Raw genomic sequence first — 20097 nt, 5'->3', positions numbered from 1 at the left:
GACCCTAGCAATAGCGTGGCCACATGCCCCTTGACGACGATCTAGCCGCCCGAATGGCGGAGCCGGACTTCTGGCCCCCGTATCTCCTCGACGACCAGCCGGCCGGGTTGCGTGTCCAAGACGCCGTCCGGTGCGCGAAAGTCTCGCCGTGATGCCGGAAAACGGCCCACCGCCGGATGTCACCACCCGGCGGGGGCCGCTCTGTCGTACGAGGCGCTCAGCGCCTCACTTGAGGGCGTATGCCCGGGTGATGGTCTGGGTCGTGCGGCTGCCGCCCGCGTCCCAGGCCTCGGTCTTGAGGGTCACGAATCCGTTGGTGTCCGCGAGCTTCGGGTGCCGCAGCAGGGCCTGGAAGGAGTTGCTGTCCTTCCGGAGCACCTTCGCCTCCTTCCAGGTGGCGCCGTCGTCGTACGAGACGGAGACCTTGGCGCCGGCCATCGCGGCGGAGCCGGTCCAGCCCTTGGGGCGACCCGCGTTCACGGTGAAGGTGTACGGCAGTCCGGCCCGTGCCTGGTTGAGCACGTTCAGCGGCAGGTCGTAGTCGAGCAGGATCACGGGCATGGACTCACAGACCTTGGGCGTGGGAATGAACGCCGTGTCGCAGTCCTTGATGGCCATGGTGGTCGGTGCCGCCTGGCTGAAATTCCACTCCGTGTGCATCTGGCGGCCCAGGGTGACGCCCGGGACGTCGGTGTTCAGCTTCTGGTCGAGGACGTACCGGTAGTCCGCCTTCTCCTGCGCCAGCTGGCCGAAGCCGGTGATCGGCTTCCCGTTGAGGTAGTAACTCCAGGTGCCGGTCAGGCCCGACAGGGTGTGGGTGGGATCGTTGTCGGCACCGTTGCTGCCCGGAAGTTTCTGCCAGACGTCGGCGCGGCAGAACGCACACGGCCCGAACTCGTACTGGGACAGGCGCATCGGCGCATCGAACCAGCTCCGGGTGTAGGCCTTGCCCGGGGTGAGGTAGGTGGCGCGCTGACCGTTCATCCGCCACGTCGAGGAGTTGAAGTTGGCCGACACGCTCGGCTGGTACGTCACCCCGGTGCCCGCGAGGAAGTAGTCGTCGCGGGTGGTGCCCTGGTAGAGGGGCTGGCCGACGGAGCCGGCGGTCACCTGCAGCGGGCCCCAGATGTTCATGTTCTCGGCGCCCAGGCGCCGGGCGCCGTCGGAGTGGAACGTATTGGTGACCTTGGCGAATTCCTTGACGTCGACGGTCTTGGCCAGGTCGGCGGGGATCCGGTCGTCGGTGAAGTGCGGGTTGTAGGTGTAGCCCGACTCCAGGACGCCCTTCAGGGCGATCCGGACCTTGTGCTTGGCCAGCAAGCCCTTGAGGGTTGCGGCGTTGTCGTACGTGGCGTGGGCGACCGGGATGGTCTGTCCGGCGGAAACGCCGCTTCCGCTCGGCCCGGGGTCGGCAGGGGCCACGATCATTGCGACGGCTCCGGCAGCCGCGGCCCTGGTGGCCTGGTCGTCGGCCTTGCTGACGTCGGCCACGGAGACCAGAACGGTCTTGCCCTTGACGTCGGCAGCGGCGAAGTCCTGCTCGGTGCCGGCGCCGAGGTCGACCAGCTCGGTGTGCTTGGTGCCCTCGAAGCGCTTCGCATTCACCGCGGACTTCAGCGGGATGGTCACGTGCCCGGGGGCCGTCACCTCCAGCTGGACCAGCGGTTCGCGCCGGGCCAGGGAGGTCTCCAGGCGCAGCGTGCCGGTGGTGGCGCCGGCACTGGGGATGGCGCCTTGCCTGGTGTCGGCGAGGTTGAGCAGGTTGCTGATGCCGGCGAAGTTCGAGTAGCCGCTTGCGGTGCCGGGGTCGCGGACGATGAACGTAGTGACTTGGCCGTTCTCCAGTGGCCGCTTCTCGCCCTTGATCTTCACGCTGAGGTCGGTGGCGGTGGTGCCGTCGACGGTGAAGGTCTGGTCCCGGTCGCTCACCTCGATGTTGGGCACGGTGAACAGGTCGGCCGCGTAGGAGACCGCACCCCCGGCCGGGTCTGCCGAGTAGAGCGAGCCCTCGATGGAGTAGTGGCCGAGCGGCACCGACAGGGTGGCGGTGCCGTTGGCGTACATGGTCTGGCTCTGCCAGACGGTGTTGTCCAGCCCGTGCAGGGTGAACCTGAACGCACTGGGGGTCTTCCCGAAGCGGTCCGTGACCTTGAGCGTGACGTCGTGCTGCTCGACGGAGGTGACGAAGCCGAGCGCGGCGTGCACCGACTCGCCGCTGTCGGAGGTGGCGGTGACCGAGCCGCCGTACTGGCCGGTCTTCAGGCCGTTGTTGTCGAGCGTGACGGTGACCTCGGCGGTGCCGCCGGCCGGTACGGTGACCCGGCCGTCGGACAGGCCCGCTCCCGACAGCGACAGTGTGCCGGCCGGGACCGCGGTGCCGCTCGCGTCCTCGGCGTCGGCCGTCACGGTCACCACGGTGTCGGTCGCGGCGTCGTTGTGCAGCGTCAGGGTGCGGCTGCGGGTGGGGTAGGTGCCCTTCTGCCACGGTATGACGCGGAAGTCGGCGGTGCCGGACAGCTCCAGCGACGGGTCGAGGGCGGCGGGGATGTCGACCCGGCCGTAACCCTGCTGGTAGACGGTCTGGTCGGCGGCGGACTTGGCGTGCGCGGTCAGTGCGTCCTTGATGCGCTGACCGGTCCAGTCGGGGTGGCGCTGCTTGAGGATCGCAGCGGAGCCGGCCACGTGCGGGGTGGCCATCGAGGTGCCGTTGGCCGAGGTGTAGTTGGCGTCCACCGGAGTGCCCATGGTGGTGCCGGCCGCGCGGGCGGCGACGATGCCCACACCCGGGGCGGTGATCTCCGGCTTGATCGCCATGTCGCCGAGGCGCGGGCCGCGGCTGGAGAAGTCGGCGAGCACGTCGGACTTGTCGACGGCGCCGACGGTGAGGGCCGCGTCGGCGGCGCCGGGGGTGCCGAGGGTGCTCTCACCGGGGCCGCTGTTACCGGCCGCGATGACGAAGAGGGTGCCCGAGGAGGCGCTGAGCGAGTTGACCGCGTTGGTCAGGACGTCCTCGCCGGGGGTGTCGGTGCCGCCGAGGCTCATGCTGACGACGTCGGCGCCCTGCTCGACCGCCCAGTCCATGCCGGCCAGGATGCCGGAGTCCAGGCCCTGCCCACTGTTGGCAAGCACCTTGCCGATGAGCAGGTCGGCGCCGGGGGCGACGCCCTTGTACTTGCCGTCGGAGTTGGCGCCACTGCCCGCGATGGTGGATGCGACGTGGGTGCCGTGACCGTGACCGTCCTGGACCGTCTGGCCGTTGACGAAGCTCTGGCTCTGGACGATCTCGGACTTGATGTCGGCGTTGTTCAGGTCGGCACCGGTGTCCAGCACGGCGACCTTCACGCCCTTGCCGTCGTACCCCTTGGCCCATGCCTGCGGAGCGCCGATCTGCGGCACGCTCTTGTCCAGTGCGGCCTTTACCTTGCCGTCGTACCACAGCTTGGAGACCCCGGCAGTGCCGGGGACCGTGGCGGCCTGGGCGCCTCTGCTGCGTGCCTGGACGGGCTTGACGGCCTGCCAGAAGCCCTTCGCGCGGTGCTTGTCGACATGCACCGCGGACAGCCCCAGCCGGGGCATGACCCGCTCGTTGTCGCTGCCCGGAAGGTCCTGGGTCTTCTGCGTCAGGGCAGCGGCGGTCGGTTTCCCCTGGAAGTCGACGATGGCGGGGACCTCGTCGGTCTTCGCGTCGCCGTACCCGTCCCGGACCATCCGGCTGACGTTGAACAGTTCACGGTCCACCGTGCCCGAGGCGACCGCGGCCGTGGTGTCGTCCGGGTAGACGTACAGGTCGCCGTTTTGTCCGCTGACGGTTTCGAACGTCTTGGACGTCCCCGCCCCGGAGATGACGGAGACCGCCTGCCTGCCGTCGGGCTCGGTGGTCAGCGAGACCGTGTCGCCGGTGATCAGAGTCACCGCCGCCGCCGTCGCCGCCTGCTTGTGCAGCGTCGGGCGGCTGCTCAGGTCGAGAGGCGCCGGGGGTGTGGCGGCTGTCGCGGTTCCGAGCTGGCTCGTCAGTGACAGGGCGACTGTCACCGCGATCCCGCTGACGAGGGCGGTGCGCCCCCGTCTGAGGCGGGCCTTGTGCATCGGTTGTCCTTTCACGCTCAACTGGTGGGCGCTGCGGGGCAATTGATACCGAGGGGGACCGACCGAACGTCCGGCCGACTCCGCGCGCCGCTCGGAACCTAGCTCTCCGGCCGGTGCGTCTTCCAGAGGTGGTGTGGCGGATACGCGCCACATGGCGCGCACCCGCCACGTGGGTCCACGATGTGGGCGGCGCCGGGCCGCCGATGCGGCCCTATGTGTCCTGGCCGATGCCCGGCGGCTGCAGCCCGTCCAGGTCCCCGGCCGTGACCCAGCCGCGTTCGCAGGCGTGCCACCCGAGTTGCATCCGGCTCGAAGCGCCCGTCAGATCCATCAGGCCGCGTACCCGGCGGTTGACGGTCCGCTTGCCGATCCCCATGAGGCGGGCGATCGCGTCGTCGGTGAGACCGGACAGGAGCAGGAGCAGCAGATGGGTGTCCGAGCCGGAGAGTTCGCCGCGGTGCGTCTCGCCGGTCGACGGATCCAGAGGGAGCGCGGTGACCCACACCAGCTCGAACAGTGCGACGAGAGCGTCGAGCAGGGGGCCTTGGTGGATCTGCACGACGGCGCCCGGTGGCCGCCCGTCGTCCGTCCGCACCGCGAGCATGGCCGTGGACCGGTCTACGATGATCAACTTGACCGGGAGTCTGGCCAGCACGCGGGCCTGTTCACCTGCGTCCATGTACCGGCGGATCTCCAGCTGCACCGCGTACCCCTCGATCGCGGCCCGGTCGTACACCGTCCGGAAGCGCACCCCCGCTGCCAGTTGCTCCAGCTCCGCGACGTTGAACTCCTCGATCAGCAGATAGGGCGGGGCGTCGAAGCGCAGTACTTCCCGTCGGGCGCGGAGCTGGAGCTGCTCGTACCGCTGTGCCAACGCCTCGGCGGGCACGATTTCGGCGATCTCCTCCAGGGCTGCCGGCCGGAGCGCCTCGCGGTACTCCTTGGTGAGTCGCTGCAGAACGCCTTTGGCCGACTGCAGTTCGTTCATGCGCGCCAGCAACAGCGTCTCCCCGGCGATGTCCGGCGGGGCGGGAATCAGCTGCGCGGGCAGGTCGTCGGTGAGGGTGACCAGCCCCTTCACGGCCAGTGCCGCGACCGCCTGTTCGAGCTGGGCCCCGGTAAGGCCGGCCCGCTGCTCCAGCCGGCCCACCGGGCAGCGCCCAAACCCCACCAGCAGTTGGTACACCCGCGACTCGGCCGTGCTCAGACCCAGCGCCTCAAGCATGAATGTCCTCTCCTCACGAGCTCCCCGTTCCCACCCCGCGCACGCGGACCGCCCCCGGACCTCGATCAGTCCGGGGGCGGTCAGTCGGCGTCACTGCAGGCGCGAGCGGCGGTTCAGGGCCCGGACCCGGCCGCGCCCAACCGGTTTGCACACTCTCGGTCGTTGCCGCGCGGAGCGCGTCGAGCTCTGGGACCGACCTGGAACCTCGGCCAGCATCTATCTAACCGCTGAAATGATTTACACTAAAGTTTCTGCTTGGCAAGAGGTTTGGCTCCAGCTGATCAGCCACCAGGTCGGGCTCGCCACGACATACCTGGAGCTGATACGGGCCGACTGCACCATCCCGGTGCCGGCCTGGCAGCCGGGGCAGCAGGTAGGGGTGGCCGCCATCGGCACCGCCATCCGATCCGACAGCCCCGACCTCGAGGTCGGCTACCTGGTCCAGTCGATGACCGGCTGGAGCCAGTACTCGCCCCGGCCCGGCCGGCTCGTACCTCAAGCTCGACCGTGCCCTCTTCGCCGACCCCGGCTACCACCTCGGCCAGGGACCGACCGCCTACTACGGGATGGCCGATGTGGCGGCCGTCGGCGAAGGCGACGTGGTCTTCGTCTCCGGCGCCGCGGCGGGGTCGGCTCGCTGGCCGGGCAGATCACCAAGTGCCTCGGCGCGGCACGGGTGATCGGCAGCGCCGGCAGCCCGGCGAAGGCCGACTACCTGGTGAACGAGCTCGGCTACGACGCCGCGTTCGACTACCATCAGCGGGAAGTCGCAGGTAGGAACTGCGAATCCGCCGTGACCAGCTCCCGCATCCGGGACAGATGGCCCCAGCCACCGTACTTCGAGCCTCTATGCGTACCGCCTCGTCGTTCACGGCGACGGACAGCACCGCTACGTCGGCAATCGACGGGAACAGCAACTCCTCCAGCCGGAGCACCACTTCTTCCACGGGCCGAACTGTCAGCCACACCAAACCCGGTACGGGCCAATTCCGGGCAACTTCCCCAGAGCCCACTCACCCGACAACCGTGACTCAGCGTGCATGTTCCACGGAAAGTGAGCCAGAATCCGAGTTTTGACGTCACTGGGGTACTTACGCGGGCAGCAGAGGGGTGCTCCTGCTGAAAGGGCAGTGGCCAACGCCGAGGTACACGTGATGGTGTACGCCCTCGGCGGACCACGGCACCGAATCCGACGGTCTCGGCGGCGCGTATCAGGTGGTCGAGGCAATTGCTCGGGTGACGGCCGTGATCGCCGGGGTGGGGCGGCCGGGGAGGCGCGCCACGAGAACCCGGCGGATCTCGGGAGGTGCCCCTTCAACGTGCAGCAGGCTCACCCCGGGCGGCAGCACCGGCGAGAGCCGCGAGGGCACCGTTGTCACCCCGAAGCCACCGGCGACCAACTGAAGCTTCGTCAGCCAGTCGCGCGCGCAGTGGACGATGTCCGGCCGTCCGGGCAGGCCAGGCCAGACGCCGAGCAGTGGCTCGGCGTTCGACGCGGGGGTGGCGATCCACGGGGCGTCGACCAGTTCGTCGACGTGCACCGCGGTGCGGCCCGCGAACTCTCCGGTCGAAGGCACCGCCACGACCAGTTCGGTGTCCGCAACGGTCTCGACGTGCAGGCGCGGCGATTCGCCGTCCAAAGGCCGGTGGGGCGGGCGGGACGTCAGCACGGCGAGGTCGACCGAGCCCGCGCGCAGTGCCCGGATCAGGGAGGGCGTGGTGCCCTCGGTAGTCGTGACCGCGATCTGCGGGTCGGTCGCCGCGAGGCGGGTGAGTGAGAGAGGCAGGATGGCCGCGCCCGCGCTCAGGAACAGCCCGAGCCGCACCAGTTCGGTACGCGAGACGGTGCCGGTGAGGTCGCGCTCGGCCGTCGTCAGACAGTCCAGGATCGTGCGAGCGTGGCGCAACAGAGTCAAACCAGCGGGGGTGAGCCGCACTCCGTCGGGGCGGCGTTCGAACAGCGCGGTGCCCGCGCTTCGTTCGAGCGAGGCGGCCTGGCGTGAGACCGCCGACTGGGTGTAGCCGAGCCGGGTGGCTGCTGCGGTGAAGCTGCCGGACTCTGCGATCTGTCGCAGGACCCGTAGGCCTGTGCTGGAGATGTCCATGCGGCGTACGCATACCACAGATGCTTGATCGTCGCTTCCCGCATGCCCGCCGGGTTCCTAGTGTCGATCACGACGAACACGGACGAACACGGAGGTCATCACGTGCGAGCAGCAGTTCTGACGCAGTTCGGTGCCCCGCTCACAGTGCGGGAGGTTCCCGACCCCGAGGCCGGCGGCGGCGAGGTGATGGTCGAGGTCCTCGCCGCCAGCGTGGCGCCCTACGCGGCCGAGGTCTTCAGCGGTGAGCGGAACTACCCCCTGGCCCCTCCCGTCGTGCCCGGAATCGGCGGCGTGGGACGGGTCGTCCACGTGGGCCCGGACGCCACCCGGCTGCGCCCCGGCGACCTGGTGTGGTGCGACTCGACCGTGCGCTCGCGGGACGACGCCCTGACGCCCGACATCACGCTCCAGGGCTGGAGCTCCCGCGGCGAGGGCGGCGCGCGCCTCGCCCGGTACCTGCACGACGGATCGTTCGCCGAGCTCATGCGTATCCCGACGGAGAACGTCTTCCCGCTCCCCGCAGCGGCGGGGGACGACCCGGCCCGCTGGGCCGCGCTCGGCGTGCACGTCATCCCTTACGGCGGCCTGCTCGCCGGCGGGCTCGCAGCCGGTGAGACGCTGCTCGTCAACGGGGCCACCGGCAACCTCGGCAGCAGTGCGGTCGCGGTCGCGGTCGCCATGGGGGCCGGCCGCGTGGTCGCCCCAGGCCGCAACCGGGCCGCCCTCGACCTCCTCGCCGACCGATTCGGTCCACTCGTGCGCCCGGTCCCGCTCACCGGGGACGAGGTCGACGACCGCGCGGCGATGTCCGCGGCGGCCGACGGCCCGATCGACATGGTGATCGACCTGCTACCGCCGAGCGCACCCAGCTCCTCAGCGCGCATAGCAGCCATGACCGTGCGCGAATACGGCCGCGTCGTTCTCATGGGCGGCGTCGGCATGCTCGGTGGCGACGACCTCGCACTCCCCTACCCATGGATCATGCGCAACTCGATCACCGTACGCGGCCAGTGGATGTACCCGCGCACAGCGAACGTCGGCATCATCCGGCTCCTCGCCTCGGGCACCTTGGACCTCGCCCCCGAACGGGTCCGGTCGTTCGGCCTCAACGCCGTCAACGACGCCGTCACGTACGCCGCCTCACATGGTGGCCCGTTCGACCGCACCGCCCTCACCCCACCGGCTCGCTGACAAGACCGACCGATCCCCAGATGTCAGCGCCACGCCCCGCCCTCAGGAGCGCAGGCCGCCATACTGCTGCTATTTCTCGTGAACAACCATGAGCCTCAAGATCACCAACTGCTGCCCGAACGGACGAACAATCGCTGCTATGTGAAATGAACGAAGCCAAGGGGTCCCCGTGCCCGGATGACGCACAGACGATCCTGACCGCCGGGAAGACGCTCACCCTGGCTCTGAAGGCCGACGAGGGCACCCAATAGGCCGCGGACGGGCCGGTTATTGCCAGAAGGCGACGATCAGCACGAGGGCCACGACCGGAGGAACCACCACGGCGGCGCCGACGGGCGAGGCCCTCGTGTCCACCGGCCCCGATGGTCCCGCGGCTGAACACGTCTACGACGCACGATCCTTCCCACCCCCACAAGCCGGTCCCGCCATCCCGTCCCACATGAGCCTCAACGTTCCGGTAGCCAGCGTCTCCAGCGCTGTCGCAGCCATCGCCACCCCCGGTCCCGCTTTCACCCGCCACGTTCCCCGCCCTGAACATCGCCGACACTCGACGCCAATGCTTCGGCCCCACCCTGCGCTGGAAGGACGAACGAAAGGACTCGGGCACGGTCTGTCTCGACGACCACGGCCGCGCCCCAGCCGAGTTCCAGAAGGCCCCAAAGGCCCAAGTGATGTGATGCGGCACCCCGAATCCGTACCTCATCACCTCACCTGCGGTTAGGCGCGCTTCTCGGCCTCTTCCAACTGCTCCAGGACCTTGCTCGTGATGGCGATGGCCTCCGCGTCGTTTCCCGACGCTTGGGCGGCTCTGGCCCTGTTGAGGTGCTCGTTGATTGCCGCTTCCATGCCCGTCGGCATCTCCCCTGCCGTCGCCATGGAGTCCTCGATCTTCTGGATGTTGATCGCCACGAGGTCGTCAGCCATCTGCGCTCCCTGGTCGATGAATTACAGGCAGTCACTAAACTTCCACGCTCTGCGTTTGGGGGCAATCGTCCGCTCGGGTGGCTGATCGTTCTTCGTACCAGCGCCACCGTCACGTCCCGGTCGCCCTACGAGTGGACCCGAGAAGGTCACCGAGCACGCTGGCATTGCCCGTCGTCTCGCCTACAGTCTGCGCGCCGCGGCGGAGAAGCATCACGACAGCTGACACTGCTTGCCCCCAGAAGCTGACCGGCGGCCCCTACGTATCGCGAGGGCCGGTCTTCTGTTGTGTCTCCTGGTCGGCACCGGGGACGGGTTTTCAGGTGCCGGTCACCGGCGCCTGAGGGTTGTCCCGCAAACCCGCGCAGGATCGGGTACTGGCGCAGCCGTCCGTTCCGGTCACTGGGCCTTCCTCACAAGGCCGGTTGCCCCACCAATAGGATCGACCGCTGCAGAACGACAACAGGGGGAGGGCGTGATGAGTGCTCAGGTCGCCGCAGTGAGTCGTAACGAGGTCTACCTCTGATCTTGCGCAGTGCTCCCCCGTTCACGGGGGAGGTGAAGCGCATCTCAATACTGCTCTGACCTCGGCTTGGGGCATGGGTCTGCACTGTGGCCTCGGCCGGGTCAAACGGGGCGCTGTTGGTTCTCGATGTACTGGCGTACGACGGTCAGTGGTGCCCCGCCGCAGCTTCCGGCGAAGTAGGAGCCGGACCAGAAGTGGCCGCCCCACAGGTACGGGCGGACATCCGCGTCGTACTCCTTGCGCAGGTAGCGGGAAGAGACGCCCTTGAGGGAGTTGACCAGCCTGGAGAGCTGGACCTTGGGCGGGTAGTGCACCAGCAGGTGGACGTGGTCCTCTTCGCCGTTGAACTGCTTGAGTTCGGCCTCGAAGTCCTGGCAGACCTCGCGCATGACCTCCTCGCATCGGGTCAGCATGTCGTCCGTGAACGCCTTGCGCCGGAACTTGGTGACAAACACCAAGTGGACGTGCAGGTCGTATACGACGTGACGACCGGTGCGTACGTCGGGATTTGGATTCCAGCGTGGTAGGCGGACTTGTAGAGTTGTCACGTGACCACGGAACGTGTGCAAAGAAAGCGGCAGTTGGGGCATCGTGCCCGGCTGGCGCTGACACCTGCACAGATCCGGCTCATGGATGACCAGGCGCATGCGGCCCGCGCCATGTGGAACTGCCTGCACGACTGGTGGACGATGCTCCCCAAGGGCAAGCGTTCCCTGGCTGCTGCCGATGCGGCGATCCGCCAGGCCCGCAAGGAGATCGAATGGCTCGGCGTGCTCCCCGCCCAGGCCGCGCAGGCGGTACTGAAGACGTACTTTCAGGCGTGGAAGAACTGCTGGGACGGCCGTGCTGACGCGCCGAACTTCAAGGCCCGCCTGCGCACGGTGATGAGCGTGGACATCCCGCAGGGCCGGGACCTGAACATCACCCGAGTGCACCGCCGGTGGGGCATGGTCAACATCCCCAGGATCGGCCGGGTCCCCTTCCGCTGGACCAAAGACCTCCCGGTCGGCAAGCGGGCAGACACCGACAACCGGATCACCGGTGCCCGGCTGGTCAAGGACGCTCTCGGCTGGCACATCGCCTTCCGCGTCCAGACCCTCGAAGCCAAGCCAGAGCCCCACCAGGGGCCGGAGGTCGGCATCGACGCCGGGGTGAACCTGCCCCTCGCCCTCTCCGACGGCAACCACCACAACCACGGCCGCCCGCCCCGTCTCCCCGACGGGACGGCCGACCGCGACAAGTGGCTGACCCCGGACGAGAAGGCCAAACTGCTGCGCCTGGAACAGCGTGCTGCCCAGCGCAAGCAGCACCGCAAGAACGGGGAGAAGACCTCCCGCCGCTTGCAGCACACCTACGACCAGATCAAGCAGCTCCGCGCAACAGCCACGCGCCGCGCCGTTGACTGGCAGCACAAGACCACCACCGCCATCGCCCAGCAGTACGGCACCGTCGTGGTCGAAGCACTCACCATCACGAACATGGTCAAGTCAGCCAAGGGCACCATCGAGGAACCCGGGAAGAACGTCGCACAGAAGTCCGGCCTGAACCGCTCCATCAGCCAGGAGGCCTGGGGCCGCACCGTGACGATGCTGACGTACAAAACCGCCCGCCAGGGCGGCACCCTGCACAAGGTTCCCGCCCCCGGCACCTCCCTGCGCTGCTCGGCCTGCGGCATCACCACACCGGGCAGCCGACAGGACCAGGCCACGTTCGTGTGCAAGAACCCTGACTGCGGCTGGTCCGGCAACGCCGACTGGAACGCGGCCCGCAACGTCTTGCACCTGTACCGGACGGGCCACGCGCTCATCCCGGCTGCCGGGAGGGCAGTCGTCAGGCGTCCCCGTGGCGCCAAGCCCGCCACCGCAAGGCAGGCAGGAATCTCCCTCGTTCACGAGGGAGAACACTTCAATCGTTCAGCAAGCCCACTCGGGATTCCATCAGGCTGCTCACAGGGCTCGGCGTGTAAGGAGACGTTCACGCAGGTGAGACGATCCGCCATCAGGTCCGCATGACCTACGAGCCGAACCTGCCCAACATCACTACTCCTGGTCTCCTCGCGGACACCGACGGCCTCGGCGAATTCCAGTTCCGCTCGTACCGGATCGTGGAGGGCGAGGTCACCCAGGAGAAGGTCCCGGTCGTCGAGGCATACTGATCACCGTACGCCCGACCAACTCGCCCAATCGGAGACGGTGTTGAAGCGACGGCCACACGGACAGCGCCCCACCATCGAGGACGTCGCGCGCCGCGCGGGGGTGTCGAGATCGACGGTCTCGCGAGTGATCAACCGCGAGCCCCGGGTGCGGGCCGAGGTCGTGGTGCGCGTCCGCGAAGTGATCGCCGAGCTGGACTACGTGCCCAATCAGGCCGCCCGCCAGCTGGTCACCCACCGCACGGGCGCCGTCGCCGTCGTCGCGGACCAGCCCGACGGCCGTCTCTTCCTGGACCCGTACTTCGACTGCCTGCTGAGAGGCGTCCGCAGGGAACTCGCGGGGCGCGGCTCCCAGGTCGTCCTGCTGTTCCTGGACGGGCCGGACGACCTCCCGCGCGTGGCCGACTACCTCGGCGGCGGCCATGTCGACGGCGCCGTCCTGTTCTCCCTGCATCCCGGCGACCGGCTGCACGAGATGATCGGCCGGCTCGGTCTGCCCGCCGTCTTCGGCGGCCGCCCGCTGCTGCGGGCCGGCGACACCGAACCGGCCTTTGCCTACGTCGACGGCGACAACCGCGGCGGAGCCCGGCAGGCCGTCGAGTACCTCGTGTCCCATGGACGCCGGCGCATCACCGCCATCACCGGCCCCTACGACCAGGAGCAGTCCGCCGCCGAGCGGCTGGCCGGCTACCGGGACGTCCTCCCGGACGCGGCGCCGGAGCTGATCGAGCGTGCCGACTACACCCGGCAGGGCGGCGCCGACGCCATGGCCGTGCTGCTCGACCGGTGTCCTGATCTGGACGCCGTCTTCGTCGCCTCCGACCTGATGGCCTCCGGCGCACTGGAGGCGCTGCGCGCGCGAGGGCGCCGGGTGCCCGGGGACGTGGCCGTCGTCGGATTCGACGACCTGGCCGACATCGCGGAATCGACCGACCCGCCGCTGACCACCGTCCACCAGGACGTGGAGGAAATGGGGCTACTGATGGCGCGGCTGGTTTTCGAGCGGACCGCCCGGCCCGCGTCGGTCGTCGTGCCGACCCGGCTCGTGGTTCGGGCGTCCGCCTGAGCTGTGGGGTCTCCCTCTCCGGCCGAAATACGTCCGGATGGGCGAGGAACCATCCCCGCAGGCGCAGGGGCGACCCACCGTGGGCAGCTCGTCGTAGTGCGACGCCCGGACCATCCCCGCAGGCGCAGGGGCGGCTAAGGGCTGTCTCCTTAATCAAGCCGGGTAGGCGGCCGGGTCAGAGCAGTCCGGCAGCCCGGGGCGGGGTGTGTCGGTGCGGTGCGGCAGGATCACCTGCATGACGGACGGAATCGCCTGGCTCGCGGAGCCACAGAGCATCGCCTTCGGCGGCTACAGCGTGACGTTGGCCCGAGGGCTCGGGGTCGAGGAGCTGGCGGCGCGGATCGCAGCCTCGGCCCAGTGGTCGGAGCGGACGGTGGAGCCGGTCGGGGAGCTCACCGGAGACGGGCTGGTCGAGGCCTTGGACTCGGAGTACGGGGACGCCTGGGACGGAATCGGGCTGCGGCTGGGGGTGAGCGGAGAGTGGACCTTCGCGGTGGCGTACGGGGGCTGGTTCGGGGAATTCAGGGACGATCCGGCGATCTCCGAGGGCAAGGCCGAGGTCTTTTTGCTGGAGTACGAGGAGGAGAACGGCAAGCCGGTGCCGCCGACCTTCCGCTACCACCGGGACGGCCGGAGGGTGTGCTCGTTCAATCTGCACCTGGATGACTCCTGGGGTAACGGCCAGGTCGTCGGAGACCCCGAAGTCGCAGGCAAGGTGAAGGAGTTGCTGAGCGCAGAGGGCCTGCCAGACGAGGAGCGTGCGGACCGCGAGGTGCACCGGACCGTCCTCGGAGTGCTGGAGCGACACTTCGGTCTGACACTGCCCCGGGGCCTGGTGCTGGAGGCCCCGCTGCCGGCCGTCCTGCTCGCCGAATAGAGCCCGCCTCTTTGACCGGTGAGTGACCAGCGGCCCACGGTCGTGCACGGACCGGATCGGACGGCATCAGCGGTTCGATCCGGCCCCACATCGCATCAGTGATCACTAACCGGACAGGCATATCCAATCAACAGATCAACCCATCAAAGAGACACGCTCTAGGTGTATTGAGCATGAGCGTTGTTGACGCGTGGGTCTTGATGAATGGCGAAGACCTCCGGTGTGGTGAAGTTCTGACGGGCCCCCAGGGCTCCCGGGGACCCGTCAGGCCGCGCTAGCGCACGCGCCCGTACCAGACGCTTTTCGCCCAGATCCGCTGGAGCCGCACCACGTCACCGGCCTTCAGCGAGTGCCAGATCCTCCCCTTCCCGGCGTAGATGCCGACGTCGTAGACGCCGCGCTGCACGGTGCCTCCCCGGTTCGTCAGTCAGTCGGTCTTGGGCCCCTGGCGCACGGACGAACGGACGGTGAAGGAGTGGCCGGCCGGATCGGCGTACTGCCGGGCCGCAGTCGGACCACCACTACGACCCGACGCCTCGACCGGAAGGCCGCCCAGCGCAACGATCCGCCGCTCAACGGCGTCCAGATCCTCGGCGTCTACGAAAAAGTCGAGATGCGCCTGCAACGAGTCCTCCGGTCGCGGCCAGCTCGGCGGGGTGGCATTCAGGTCCGGCGAAAGCCGATCCGCAGACCGCTCGGAGCCTCGATGTCCGTACGGCTGCTCGTGCCATCAGGGCACTCCTTGGCCCCCAGCAACTCCTTGTAGAAGTAGGCGAGTTCCTCCGGTTCCGCACAGTCGAGCACGATCGCACCGGTCTTGACCAGCTCCATGGGCCCTCCTAGAGTCACGGGTCGGGTCCCCGCATGTGGGCTGGTCAAACTGGATTTCATCCGGAGGCGTTGACAGCGAGAAGAGTGTCGTCTTCCGGCCGTGCGCCCGGCAGATGGTGCTGTGCGGCGATCAGCGCGGCGTCGACGTCACTGGTTCCGGTGGCCACGCACAGGGCGTAGACGGTGTCGTCCATGCGGTGTTGTACCGATTCAGCTCCGTTCTCGGCCTCCAGGGCCCGCAACGTGTCGTACTGGGCGACGAGGCCGGGCAGAACGGCCGGGTGCGCCATCAGCATGGTGGGTCCTCCTCGTACGGTTCAGGTGACACAAGAAATCGCCGGGCGAGTGCCCGGCGTGTGCTTCCCTATACGTCGCAAGGCGCAGCGGCAAGGCGGCTCGGAGGCCGTGTGGACCGCGGCTCGCGCGGTACCTACACGCCCCGGTTCTCGAAGCCCTCGCTGCCTACCGAGGTGACCGTGAACTCGGCTTCAACCCACCCAGCTACAAACAGGCCCGCGGCGCCGACCGTACGGTACGGGCGCGCAACATACAGGGGCGCTCGATGATGACCAAGCATCAGCTCAAGAACAGCGCCGGAAAGGGGCCACCCTCCGGGCGTCGGCGATTCGCTGTCTCCCTATCAGCGCTCGGTGGCCACCGCTGCACATCAAGCCCTCCTCGCCGCTTGCAAGTTGTCCTGCAGCGCAGTCATGCACTCCAGGCAGTGCCGGTCGGTCGAGTCGTGTCCGGCGTCCCCCTCATGCTGCGTGGACTGTCCGCACAGCGTGGTGACCGTGTCAGCCACCAGCACGTGCCACACCAGCCCACCGTCTGCGAGGTCCGCTCCGACCCACATCTCGTGCATGACCAGCTCCCTGGTAGACGACACCCCCGTTTTCCATCGCACCACCTGTCCGCCCACAAGGCCTCTCGCGGTGGTGCGGATGGGTGAGACGTTCACCGCACCCGTGTGGGCTTCCCCCCGCGGCGGGAAGTCTGGACTGGATGTGTTGGCACCGGCGCCGGTGAAGCCGTCACCGAGGTCGCAATATCGGGGCAGGAGCACGCGTTGATGGCGTCTGCCCGTCGTGTCGGCGTGGGAAAGCCGCTAGAAACCCGTGATTCTGAAGCATGAACGCCACCGCATCGGAGATCGGACGTCCGGCGTCGATCCACAGGCACAAGCGCAGACGCCCTTCGGGGACAGCGGTACGTTCCCGTGCACCCTGCTGGTGGCGCTCCTGGAGTCGGCTGCCGCGTTCACTGGAAGCCCTGGGATGTCAGGGCTCCCGTGTGAGCGGCTGTACCTGGCGTCAGCGTGCGAACTTTTCGATAGCTGCCGGGGTGACGGGGGTGAAGAAGTTGACGAGGTTGCCGTCGGGGTCGCGGAACAGGAGCGACCGGTTGCCCCAGGGCATCGTGGTGGGCTCGTTGACGATGTCGGTGACGAAGCCGGTCAGGTTCTGGTGGACGCGGTCCACGTCGTCGACAAGGAACTCGGTGATCACGCTGTGGTTGTCCGCCGGGCGGGCAGAGCCTGGGGCGAACAGCGGGACGGTGCGGGTGCCGGCGATCGCGAGGGTGGCACCCGCGGTCTTGAGTTCGGCGAAGCCTTCATTGGCCCACGTCGCCCGGACCCCAGTGGCTCGCTCGTAGAACTCGACGAGGCGCGCTACGTCGCCGGTGATGATGCGGATCGAGACGAAGTTCATGGGGATCTCCTTGGCTGTGCTGGACGCGTGCGCTTCGCAGGCTAGGAGAAATAGAGGACAGAATCGGTCCTGTATTCGCGTTAGGCTGCGAACATGCCTCGACCCGCCGGCCGCGTCCTGACCCTCCTGGAGCTGCTTCAGTCGGGCGGCACCCGGACGGTGGCCGAACTCGCCGACCGGCTCGGCGTCGAAGGGCGCACCGTGCGGCGGTACGTGCACCATCTGATCGACCTGGACGTGCCCGTCGAATCCGTGCGCGGCCGCTACGGCGGGTACCGGCTCGCCCCCGGGTACCGCTTGCCTCCGCTCATGCTCAGCGACGACGAGGCGCTGGCCGTGCTGCTCGGCCTGGTCGCCGGCCGTCGAGCAGGGCTGACGACGACGCAACACACGGCAAACGAGACTGCATCGGCCAAGATCCGGCGGGTGCTGCCCAAACACATCGCCCGCCGGCTCGACACACTCCTGGAATCCCTCGCCTTCACGGAACAGCCCGGAGAGCTCGACACTCCGGACACCGGGGTCCTGCTCACCATCGCCGATGCGGTGCGCCACCGCCGACCGGTCTCGATCCGTTACACCGACCGCGACGGACGGCGCAGCGAACGCACACTGCACGCGTGCGGGATCGTCGCCCACTCGGGCCGGTGGTACGTCACGGGCAAGGACGCCCGGATCGGCGAGGACCGAACCTTCCGACTCGATCGCATCGCAGACGCGCGGACCCTGCCCGGCTCATTCGAAACACCGGCGGGGCTCAGTCCGGAACTGCGCGTGTTGTCAGGGTTTGCCGCGGCCAAATACCAGCATGAGGTGACCTTGCGGATCCACGGAACAGTCGAGCAGATCCGTGCCCACCTTCCCGCCAGCGTCGCGAGCCTGGTGGAGCTCGAGCCCTTGGCAGGCGAGGACCAGGTAACCGACGGCTGGCGGCGCGTCGAGCTGCGGGCGGAGCGGCTCGACTGGTTGCCTGCGGTACTCGCCTCACTCGACCGGCCGTTCGTCATCGAGCGGCCCGATGAACTGCGCAACCTCGTCATCGAACTCGCCGATCGCCTCGCGTCTTACGCCCGCCAAGCCTGACAGCGAGGAACCAATGTCATGAGATGGCACAGCTAGAAAACGCCGCCGGTGACGCCGCGGACGACGTTCAGCGTGCTCTTGCGAGGAACCCCGGGGGGTTACCCCCTGGAGGAATCGTTGAGCCGAGCGACATCAAGACCAGCACCAGCACTGCTGCCGTCCGTTCGCGACCCGCGCCGGCAGGCGGAGTCGACCTCGACACAGGCTTGCAGCGGCTGACGGCTGAGGCGAGCTCTTTCTACCTTTGATCTTGGCCAGTGCTCCGCCGTTTACGGCGGGGGTGAAGGCCATCTCAGGGCTGCTCTGACCCGCACGTTCGCACGGGTCCGCAGTGTTGTCCTCAGCCGGTGGGGCGCTGCTGGTTTTCGATGTACTGCTTGACGACGGTCAGCGGTGCGCCGCCGCAGGATCCGGCGAAGTAAGAGCCGGACCAGAAGTGTCCACCCCACAGGTAGCGGCGGACGTGGCTGTCGTATTCCTGGCGAAGCCTGCGGGAGCTGACGCCCTTGAGGGAGTTGACCAGTTTGGAGAGCTGGACCTTGGGCGGATAGTGCACGAGCAGATGGACATGGTCCTGCTCGCCGTTGAACTGCTTGAGTTCGGCCTCGAAGTCGGTGCAGACGTCGCGCATGATCTCCTCGGTGCGCGTCAGCATGGCGTCGGTGAATGCCTTACGCCGATACTTGGTGACGAACACCAAGTGGACGTGAAGGTTATAGACGACGTGACGGCCGGTGCGTACGTCAGGATTCGGGTTCCATCGTGGTGACATAAGCCAACTGTAGTAGGGTGATTGTCATGGGCGAACTCGTGTGGGAGAAGCGGCAGTTCGGGCACCGCGCCCGGCTGGCGCTGACGCCTGCACAGGTCCGGCTCATGGATGACCAGGCGCACGCGGCACGCGCGATGTGGAATCAGCTCCACGACCTGTGGCAGATGACGCCGAAGTGTCAGCGCGCTCTGACGCGCATGGATCAGGCGTTGCGGCAGGCCCGCAAGGAGATCGACTGGTACGCGGTGCTGCCCGCGCAGGCCGCGCAGGCGGTACTCAAGACGTACTTCCAGGCGTGGCGGAACTGCTGGGACGGGCGTGCGGACGAGCCGAACTTCAAGGCCCGCCTACGCACGGCGATGTCGGTGGACATCCCGCAGGGGCGCGATCTCCAGATCAAGCGGGTGCACCGACGGTGGGGCATGGTCAACATCCCCAAGGTCGGACGTGTCCGCTTCCGCTGGACCAAGGATCTCCCCGTCGGCAAGCTCGCCGACAGGGAGAACCGGATCACCGGGGCACGGCTGGTCAAAGACGGGCTCGGCTGGCATATCGCCTTCCGCGTCCAGACTCTGGAATCAAAGCCTGCCCCGCACAAGGGCCCTCAGATCGGCATCGACGCCGGGGTCAATCTTCCCCTTGCCTTGTCCGATGGCAACCATCAGGATCACGGACGACCCGCCCGGCTCCCGGATGGCACCGCCGACCGGGACAAGTGGCTGAACCCGGATGAGAAGGCCAAGCTGCTTCGCCTGGAACAGCGCGCCGCGCACCGCAAGTCCTTCCGCAAGCCGAAGGAGCGCAGCTCCAACCGGCTGAACCGCACCTACGACCAGATCAAGCAGCTCCGCGCAAAAGCCACGCGCCGTGCCGTTGACTGGCAGCACAAGACCACCACCGCCATCGCCAGGCAGTACGGCACGGTCGTGGTCGAAGCACTCACCATCACGAACATGGTCAAGTCGGCCAAGGGCACCATCGAGGAACCCGGGAAGAACGTCGCGCAGAAGTCCGGCCTGAACCGCTCCATCAGTCAAGAGGCATGGGGCCGCACCGTGACCATGCTGACGTACAAGGCCGCCCGCCACGGCGGCACCCTCGTCAAGGTTCCCGCCCCTGGCACCTCCCTGCGCTGTTCAGCCTGCGGGTTGACCACAGCGGGCAGCAGGGAGGACCAGGCCACGTTCGTGTGCAAGAACCCCGACTGCGGCTGGTCCGGCAACGCCGACTGGAACGCGGCCCGGAACGTCTTGCACCTGTACCGGATCGGCCTCGTGGCGATCCCGGCTGCCGGGAGGGCAGTCGTCAGGCGCACCCGTGGCGTCAAGCCCGCTGCCGCAAGGTAGGCAGGAATCTCCTTCCTGAGCCTGTGAAGGGAGGAGAGCACTTCAAACGCATGGCATCCCTTCCCTTCCAAACCGAATCCGGATGGCGGCTGACCACAGGCGCGGTCACGACGCGATGCAGGCGATTCATTCCGCCGCTCGGCCGAGACGGCGCGCCCACATATCCTGCCCAGCGACAAGTTCACAGGCGGTCCAGGCGCTGTG

14 protein-coding genes and 4 pseudogenes are annotated in these 20097 nt (G+C 68.1%); 7 read left to right on the top strand and 11 right to left on the bottom strand.

The window, feature by feature from the left end; all coding sequences use genetic code 11:
- Positions 1-225 precede the first annotated feature (225 nt).
- From OHO83_RS45705 to OHO83_RS45695, 3 genes are all read right to left on the bottom strand, one after another.
- Entirely contained in the window at positions 226-4086 is a 3861-nt protein-coding gene (locus tag OHO83_RS45705) for a S8 family peptidase (RefSeq protein ID WP_266681630.1), read from the bottom strand.
- A gap of 211 nt (positions 4087-4297) precedes the next feature.
- A complete protein-coding gene (locus OHO83_RS45700) occupies positions 4298-5311 on the bottom strand; it encodes a helix-turn-helix transcriptional regulator (protein WP_266681628.1) in 1014 nt (337 codons plus the stop codon).
- A 1211-nt stretch (positions 5312-6522) separates the two neighbouring features.
- Entirely contained in the window at positions 6523-7416 is an 894-nt protein-coding gene (locus tag OHO83_RS45695; protein WP_266681626.1) for a LysR family transcriptional regulator, read from the bottom strand.
- Between the two features lie 102 nt (positions 7417-7518).
- Between OHO83_RS45695 and OHO83_RS45690 the strand changes: the two genes are divergently transcribed.
- Positions 7519-8607: an alcohol dehydrogenase catalytic domain-containing protein gene (locus OHO83_RS45690; RefSeq protein WP_266681624.1), complete on the top strand. Its 1089-nt coding sequence runs from the start codon at positions 7519-7521 to the stop codon at positions 8605-8607.
- Positions 8608-9324: 717 nt separating this feature from the next.
- Here the strand turns inward: OHO83_RS45690 and OHO83_RS45685 are convergent.
- Entirely contained in the window at positions 9325-9531 is a 207-nt protein-coding gene (locus tag OHO83_RS45685; RefSeq protein WP_266681622.1) for a hypothetical protein, read from the bottom strand.
- Between the two features lie 624 nt (positions 9532-10155).
- The gene (tnpA, locus tag OHO83_RS45680) at positions 10156-10602 is read right to left on the bottom strand and encodes an IS200/IS605 family transposase (RefSeq protein ID WP_266681620.1); all 447 of its coding nucleotides are present in this window, start codon (positions 10600-10602) and stop codon (positions 10156-10158) included.
- On the opposite strand from tnpA (OHO83_RS45680), the gene OHO83_RS45675 reads away from it, so the two are divergent.
- The 4 genes and pseudogenes from OHO83_RS45675 to OHO83_RS45660 all read left to right on the top strand — a co-directional run bounded on the left by OHO83_RS45675 (position 10603) and on the right by OHO83_RS45660 (position 14149).
- Positions 10603-12066, top strand: coding sequence for an RNA-guided endonuclease InsQ/TnpB family protein (locus tag OHO83_RS45675; protein WP_330280688.1), 1464 nt, complete (start codon positions 10603-10605; stop codon positions 12064-12066).
- A 44-nt stretch (positions 12067-12110) separates the two neighbouring features.
- A pseudogene (locus OHO83_RS45670) lies at positions 12111-12209 on the top strand (peptidase); the annotation flags it as partial.
- Positions 12210-12249: 40 nt separating this feature from the next.
- A complete protein-coding gene (locus OHO83_RS45665) occupies positions 12250-13272 on the top strand; it encodes a LacI family DNA-binding transcriptional regulator (protein ID WP_266681618.1) in 1023 nt (340 codons plus the stop codon).
- Between the two features lie 235 nt (positions 13273-13507).
- The gene (locus tag OHO83_RS45660; RefSeq protein WP_266681616.1) at positions 13508-14149 is read left to right on the top strand and encodes a DUF6461 domain-containing protein; all 642 of its coding nucleotides are present in this window, start codon (positions 13508-13510) and stop codon (positions 14147-14149) included.
- A 31-nt stretch (positions 14150-14180) separates the two neighbouring features.
- Here OHO83_RS45660 and OHO83_RS45655 read toward each other — a convergent pair.
- The 5 genes and pseudogenes from OHO83_RS45655 to OHO83_RS45635 form a co-directional block, all read right to left on the bottom strand.
- A pseudogene (locus OHO83_RS45655) lies at positions 14181-14270 on the bottom strand (IS5/IS1182 family transposase); the annotation flags it as partial.
- Positions 14271-14423: 153 nt separating this feature from the next.
- Positions 14424-14549: pseudogene (locus OHO83_RS45650) on the bottom strand (NlpC/P60 family protein); the annotation flags it as partial.
- 27 nt (positions 14550-14576) lie between these two features.
- Positions 14577-14980: pseudogene (locus OHO83_RS45645) on the bottom strand (VOC family protein).
- A gap of 56 nt (positions 14981-15036) precedes the next feature.
- Entirely contained in the window at positions 15037-15276 is a 240-nt protein-coding gene (locus tag OHO83_RS45640; RefSeq protein ID WP_266681614.1) for a DUF5133 domain-containing protein, read from the bottom strand.
- A gap of 1017 nt (positions 15277-16293) precedes the next feature.
- Entirely contained in the window at positions 16294-16692 is a 399-nt protein-coding gene (locus OHO83_RS45635; RefSeq protein WP_266681612.1) for a VOC family protein, read from the bottom strand.
- 93 nt (positions 16693-16785) lie between these two features.
- On the opposite strand from OHO83_RS45635, the gene OHO83_RS45630 reads away from it, so the two are divergent.
- Positions 16786-17775, top strand: coding sequence for a helix-turn-helix transcriptional regulator (locus OHO83_RS45630; protein ID WP_266681610.1), 990 nt, complete (start codon positions 16786-16788; stop codon positions 17773-17775).
- Between the two features lie 340 nt (positions 17776-18115).
- On the opposite strand, the gene tnpA (OHO83_RS45625) is transcribed toward OHO83_RS45630, so the two are convergent.
- Positions 18116-18547 (bottom strand): IS200/IS605 family transposase, encoded by a 432-nt coding sequence (gene tnpA / locus OHO83_RS45625; RefSeq protein ID WP_266558385.1) that lies wholly within the window; start codon positions 18545-18547, stop codon positions 18116-18118.
- A 26-nt stretch (positions 18548-18573) separates the two neighbouring features.
- Here tnpA (OHO83_RS45625) and OHO83_RS45620 point away from each other — a divergent pair, with 26 nt between their 5' ends.
- The gene (locus OHO83_RS45620) at positions 18574-19893 is read left to right on the top strand and encodes an RNA-guided endonuclease InsQ/TnpB family protein (protein ID WP_266681608.1); all 1320 of its coding nucleotides are present in this window, start codon (positions 18574-18576) and stop codon (positions 19891-19893) included.
- Positions 19894-20097: the final 204 nt, after the last annotated feature.

The organism is Streptomyces sp. NBC_00569 (assembly GCF_036345255.1).
GTDB lineage: Bacteria > Actinomycetota > Actinomycetes > Streptomycetales > Streptomycetaceae > Streptomyces.
Note: the sequence above shows the minus strand (reverse complement) of the source record. Positions and strands in the feature narration are given on the sequence as shown.